Origin of the sequence: Bartonella sp. MR110HLJHH (assembly GCF_042194225.1) — a bacterium.
Taxonomy (GTDB): Bacteria; Pseudomonadota; Alphaproteobacteria; order Rhizobiales; family Rhizobiaceae; genus Bartonella; species Bartonella grahamii.
The window spans coordinates 1-5,941 of record NZ_JBHIMQ010000028.1; the positions used below are offsets into that span (position 1 = coordinate 1).

At 39.4% G+C, this 5,941-nt stretch carries 2 protein-coding genes and 2 pseudogenes; 2 read left to right on the top strand and 2 right to left on the bottom strand.

Going from position 1 to position 5,941, the window contains the following annotated elements:
* The coding region (locus tag ACFIKB_RS08695; RefSeq protein WP_375653344.1) for a hypothetical protein at positions 1 to 269 on the bottom strand (269 nt) is incomplete at its 3' end.
* Positions 270 to 352: 83 nt separating this feature from the next.
* A pseudogene (locus tag ACFIKB_RS08700) lies at positions 353 to 1,090 on the bottom strand (phage tail sheath family protein); the annotation flags it as partial.
* On the opposite strand from ACFIKB_RS08700, the pseudogene ACFIKB_RS08705 reads away from it, so the two are divergent.
* Positions 1,087 to 1,282 (top strand): annotated as a pseudogene (locus ACFIKB_RS08705) (transcriptional regulator); the annotation flags it as partial. The pseudogenes ACFIKB_RS08700 and ACFIKB_RS08705 sit on opposite strands and share 4 nt — an antisense overlap.
* An 843-nt stretch (positions 1,283 to 2,125) precedes the next feature.
* On the top strand, positions 2,126 to 5,941 hold a 3,816-nt coding region (locus tag ACFIKB_RS08710), incomplete at its 3' end, for a beta strand repeat-containing protein (RefSeq protein ID WP_375653346.1).

Genomic DNA, 5,941 nt, shown 5'->3' on the forward strand with positions numbered 1-5,941 from the left:
TTAGCGCGTGCCCGTTGAATGGCGTGGGCAACCGCACGACCAGTGGCCACAGGATCACGGGCACCATTGACATGCACCGTGACATTTTGATTGTGGGTGATGGGGGAGCGCTCTTTGCCTCTTTGTTCTCTCACAGAGTAATTGGCATGCCCCGCCCCCGCAAATTGTGCAATCGGTTGAATGGCTGTTGTGCCTCCCAAAAAACTTGGCAAATGGAAAAGGTCTGATAAATCAACGCTGCCAATCCATTCTCTGATGCGGCTTGGCAAAGATTTAAAAAATCACTCAACCTTGTGATGGGTACCCATAAAACCATCAACAATCAGGGTAAAACCGCGTACAATGCGTAAAGTCATGCCTCACTCCTTGCTGCTTTGCGATAAGTTTCAAGCGTATCGCCAAAAGTGTGCATCATTTTCTTTTGGATATCTTCAGTAAGCCAATCAAATATGCGCTATTGCACCGGCTACCGAAACTTAAATCTCCTAAAGGTGGCACTTCTTCTGCATCAAACTCCACCCGAAACTGTCCTAATTGTAAAATACTGTTGCAATTTAAATCGCGATCAAACCAAACCCGCCCCCCAGCAGTGCACCCCGCGCAATAAGATCATCAAGAAACTGCGTGAGAGAGCGGGTAATAGCAATGACATAGTGAGCAGTCAGATTCTCGTCATTAGCCCAAGGGCTAAAACTGTTAGTGATAGTTTTTTCAACGCTGCACAGGTGCACACTACATTGACAAAGCGCCAGAGTAGATCACTGGAGGTGGTATGATTTCCCCATAAAATGCGTCCATTGGCGGCAATTTTTCCATGCGCATTTTGGCTAAGCCGTGCTGGAATAAAGGTCGCAATATCGGCTTGGTTGAGGCGATTTGCCTCATGATCGATTTCGCCATCAAAATAGCTAATCGGGCGTGCTGTCCCTAAAATGCCATGCACATCTTGGTTGGAGGGAGACCAAAAAACACCGCCCCTTTGCTTATCACGTTTGATAAACATGGCGGCAGCAAAGGGACTTGCCGGTTTAATGCTCCATCCACCATCACTATTTGCCACCCGTACAAAGGGATCAATCAAATAACAAAAATGCAACAATTAAATTTCCCCCTGAAGATATAGCAGAACTCGCGGCGGAGCTTTATAAAAAGTTACAAGAGCTTATTCAAGACATCAACGACAGTGAAGAAATAGAGCATACCTTGCCTCTTTTTAAAATTGCATTTAAAACATCAAATAGAGGTTAAAAAAACACTCAAGAACGACACAAATCCAACCTAACCATCATTAAAAATGGAAAATGAAGGTGCCTTTCTCCTTACATTAAGATTTTTAATAACAATTTGTTTTTAAAATATCATATCTTTTTTCGCTTTTTGGGCTGATTTGGGAGCGAACTTCACAATTTATAGATTTTTTTCAAAGGGTCTTCAAAGGCGGCTTTCTAGGCTTCCACAGAGTTTTTTTAATCCTCAAAGCCTTTTCCTATTTTTTCCATTGAATCACAGATTTTTCTCATTTTTAGATGTAAAAATCCATTTTGATAAAATGTGCATTTAATGGTGAAAATTAGTCATAAAAAAATCATAAATTCCCACCCAATCTCACCTATTCCCACTTAAAAAACTCCTGTCAAACGACAAGCTTTCTTTTTTGTATATTCACAGCAGCATAGATACTGCTATTCTTTATTGCTCATTTCCTCTTTTCTGGTTTCTTTTTTAATATCTTCTCCATTATTTTCTTTCTTGTGATAATTCAATAAAGTTTATCTCTAAATAATGCACAATAATAACACTATGATATACAATAAAAAATTACAAATAAATTTTAATATCTTCATATTATTTTATAAATTTTTAATAAATTAGTGATTTAAATATTTTAATTTTTAATATTATAAAATAATTTTTATTTATAATTTAGTTTTATTTTTATTCATAATGAATAATAAAATAGATTTACAGTAAAAACATTACGTATTTTATTATAAAATTTATAATTATACTTTACACAAAAATAAAAATAATCTATTTGTCTCAAAGTAGAAAACCATTCATTTGATATCCTTCTTATAAGCGGGGGCGGAATGCGTGGGGCTTATAAGTTAAGGAAAATATCTAAATGTATAAAAAATCTCTGTTACTCTGTACAGCGGCTATGACTGTTACGCTGTTTGGCACCCATTTCAACGCATATGCTGCTAACAATGTTCTTAAAAATGATGCAAAAGGTACAATAACGACTGCCACTTCAGGCAGTTCCTATGATGCAATTGAAGCAACAAATGGTGGCGCAATCAAGGGTGAAAATTTAATAGTAACCTCTCCTGATCCTGAAAAATTCAGCACTGGTGTAGCGTCGAAAGATTCGGGCAGTGAAATTACGTTAACGGGCACAACAACCATTGAAAAAGTTAAGGACGGACTTTCTGCAGAAAAAGGCGGTAAAATCACCAGCGAAAATTTAATAATAAATGGAACCAATATTGGTTTAGTAGCCCAAGATTCTGGTAGCAAGATTGAGTTAACGGGTACAACAACCATTGAAAAAATGACTAACGGGCTTCGGGCAGTAGGCGGTGCAGCAATTACTAGCAACGCTTTAACGATAACCCTTAATGAAGCTGGAGAATCTAATGTTGGTGTGTACGTCCAAGATGCTAATAGCAAGATTGAGTTAAATGGAAAAACAACCATTAAAAACGCCACAAACCATGGTCTTATGGCAGTAAATGGTGCAATCGTTAGTAAAGATTTAACACTAACTGGTGCTGCAACCCAAGGAACAAGTATTGGTATAGGGGCCTACTCACCTAATAGCAAGATTGAGTTAAATGGAAAAACAACCATTGAAAAATTCAAAAATGGCCTTGTAATGAACAATGGAGCGGCAATCAAGATAGATGGCGCTTCCATTACAGCTTCTGAAATTGGTGCTTCTTTCAACGGTAGTAAGAACAACGAAACCACGCTAGAAAATGTGAACATATCGAGCGGTAACGATGGCACATTGATGGATAAGGGAATAAGTGCCGAAAAAAGCACTGTGGCTTTAAACAATGTAACCGTCACTCAAGCAAACACAGGCATATTTGCAAATGATCACTCCACAATAACAGTCTCTGGAGGATCATTCGATGGAAAAACTGATGGGGTATATGCTAAAGAAGGCAGCACCATTAATTTAACCGGCGATGCTAAAATTACATCAACTGATGGTTATGGACTCCATGCAGAAGGCTCAGGGTCTAAGATCACTAAGGAGAAAGAAACCGTAACTGGGAAACAAGCTGCATTATTTGCAGAAAAAGGCGGACAGATTGATGTCACGGACGTTACTTTAACAACAACAGACGGCAGCGGAACTGGTGCAAAAGCCGATGGCGCTGACAGCATGATTACATTAAAAGGCAAAACAACCATTAAAAAAGTTACTAACGGGCTTCAGGCAGTAGGCGGTGCTGCAATTACTAGCAAAGATTTAACGATAACCCTTAATGAAGCTGGAGAATCTAATGTTGGTGTGTCCGTCCAAGACTCTAATAGCAAGATTGAGTTAAAGGGAAAAACAACCATTAAAAACGCCACAAACCATGGTCTTATGGCAGTAAATGGTGCAATCGTTAGTGAAGATTTAACACTCATTGGTTCTGCAACCAAAGGAACAAGTATTGGTATAGGAGCCTACACACCTAATAGCAAGATTGAGTTAAATGGAAAAACAACCATTGAAAAATTCAAAAATGGCCTTGTAATGAACAATGGAGCGGCAATCAAGATAGATGGCGCTTCCATTACAGCTTCTGAAATTGGTGCTTCTTTCAACGGTAGTAAGAACAACGAAACCACGCTAGAAAATGTGAACATATCGAGCGGTAACGATGGCACATTGATGGATAAGGGAATAAGTGCCGAAAAAAGCACTGTGGCTTTAAACAATGTAACCGTCACTCAAGCAAACACAGGCATATTTGCAAATGATCACTCCACAATAACAGTCTCTGGAGGATCATTCGATGGAAAAAATGATGGGGTATATGCTAAAGAAGGCAGCACCATTAATTTAGACGAAAAAGCTGCGGTTACATCATCTGATGGTTCTGGACTTCATGCAGAAGGTTCAGGAGCAAAAATCACGAAGACGGGAGGAACTGTCAGTGGAAAACAAAATGCATTATTTGCAGAAAAAGGTGGACAGATCGATGTCACGGATGTTGCTTTAACAACAACAGATAGCACTGGAACTGGCGCAAAAGCCGATGGCGCTAACAGCGTCATTACATTAAAAGGCACAACAACCATTGAAAAAGTTATAAACGGCCTTGATGTACAAAATGGAGCTACAGCCAAGATGACCGGTGGTTCTATTGCTGCTTCTCAAATAGGTGCTCTTTTCAACGCTAGCGGAAGTGATGAAAATAAAAACACGCTGGAAGATGTAACAATATCGAGCGGTAACGATGGCACATTGATGGATAAGGGAATAAGTGCCGAAAAAAGCACTGTGGCTTTAAACAATGTAACCGTCACTCAAGCAAACACAGGCATATTTGCAAATGATCACTCCACAATAACAGTCTCTGGAGGATCATTCGATGGAAAAACTGATGGGGTATATGCTAAAGAAGGCAGCACCATTACTTTAAACAACAATGTTACAGTCGCATCATCTAATGGTAATGGACTCCGTGCAGATGGTTCAGGATCTAAGATCACAATGGCAGGAGGAAAAGTAACAACAATAGGGGATGCGCTAGTTGCATTATTTGCAGAAAAAGGCGGACAAATTGACGCCACGAATGTTGCTTTAACAACAGATGGCAAAGGAACCGGTGCAGAGGCCATTGGTCCTGATAGCAGAATTGAATTGCATGGCGATACAACAATTAACAATACTTGGAACGGTCTTGGAGCAATCCTTGGTGGTAAAATTACCAGTGAAAATTTAACCGTAGTCGGTGGTGAAGTAATTGATCAAGACCCCAATGAAAAACGATCTGGTGTATGGACAGGGGACTCTGGTAGTGAAATTCAGTTAACGGGAAAAACAACCATTCAAAATGTTGATGAAGGTCTTTATGCTGATAGTGGGGGTAAAATCGTTAGCGGAGATTTAACAATAACCGGTGGTAAATCCACAGAACCAACCGTTGGTGTAAACATTTGGGAGCCCGATAGTGTAGTTGAATTAAATGGCAAAACAACCATTCAAAATGTTGATGCTGGTCTTTTTGCTGTTGAAGGTAGTACAATTAAAACGAGCAATGGCACTATTGATACTAATTCTGAAGGTCTAGATACCCAATCCGACACTCCTCCAAATGGGAAGAAAAACAAAATAGAAGCAAAAAAAGCTGCACTGGTTGTAATAAATGGCGGACATATTGATCTGACAGATATTTCTGCCACAGCAGAAGTTGCCGGTTTACAATTCGCAACTTTCTCTGATAATGATCCAAATGGCCCAGATTACCCACAAAAATATCATAGCAATGAGATCAATCTGACCAATGCAGAGATTCATGCTGAAAATGATACTGGTATTCTCGTTGGAGCTTTTGTTGAAAAAAGCATCGAAGATGCGGCAGCCCCATCAATCGGCACAGTCAATCTTAAAAAATCAGAAGTTCATGCGGACGTATTATTAGGAGATGGTATTTTTTGGGACAAAACGTCATGGAAAGATAAAGATTTGTGGGATGGTAAAGAGGTTAAAGCGATCTCCAACGGCACCTTCACATTAAGCGCTGATCAGTCTACTTTAGAGGGCAGAGCGAATATTGCTCAAGACAGAAATGTACACTTTGATCTGAAAAACGATACAACATGGACGTTGAAAATCAGCAAAAACGAAAAAGATAATGATGGCAATCTGCTTGATATTGCTCAAAGATCTCGTTCTGATATTTCCACGCTTAGTCTTGATAATAGCTCCATT